This is a genomic window from Phocaeicola sp. RTP21198st1_B8_RTP21198_201120 (genome assembly GCF_040929485.1).
Lineage (GTDB): Bacteria > Bacteroidota > Bacteroidia > Bacteroidales > Bacteroidaceae > Phocaeicola > Phocaeicola dorei.
Genome location: NZ_JBCOCI010000280.1, coordinates 1,409 through 1,654 on the forward strand (window position 1 = coordinate 1,409; position 246 = coordinate 1,654).

The window sequence follows — 246 nt, forward strand, 5'->3', positions numbered from 1 at the left end:
CCAATCACTTGTGAGATACGTGCAGAGTCGGGGACAGCAGAAACCCCTGCATTACCGATCAATGGATTGATCTTGTTGCCCTTCTTCAAGAAGATATTGAATATCTTAACGAAGATTACACCGGATGCAGTTGCAATGATGAATGACAATGCACCGAGGGCGAAAATCTTGATAGAATCGAGCGTCAGGAATTCGGAAGCTTGCGTAGAAGCACCTACTGTCAGACCCAACAGGATAGTGATAGTA

1 protein-coding gene is annotated in these 246 nt (G+C 45.1%); it reads right to left on the minus strand.

Translation table 11 applies throughout. The features are described 5' to 3' along the window. Nucleotides 1–246, minus strand: a 246-nt coding sequence (locus AB5935_RS25425) for a sodium ion-translocating decarboxylase subunit beta (protein ID WP_368327807.1), incomplete at both ends; no start/stop codon positions are given.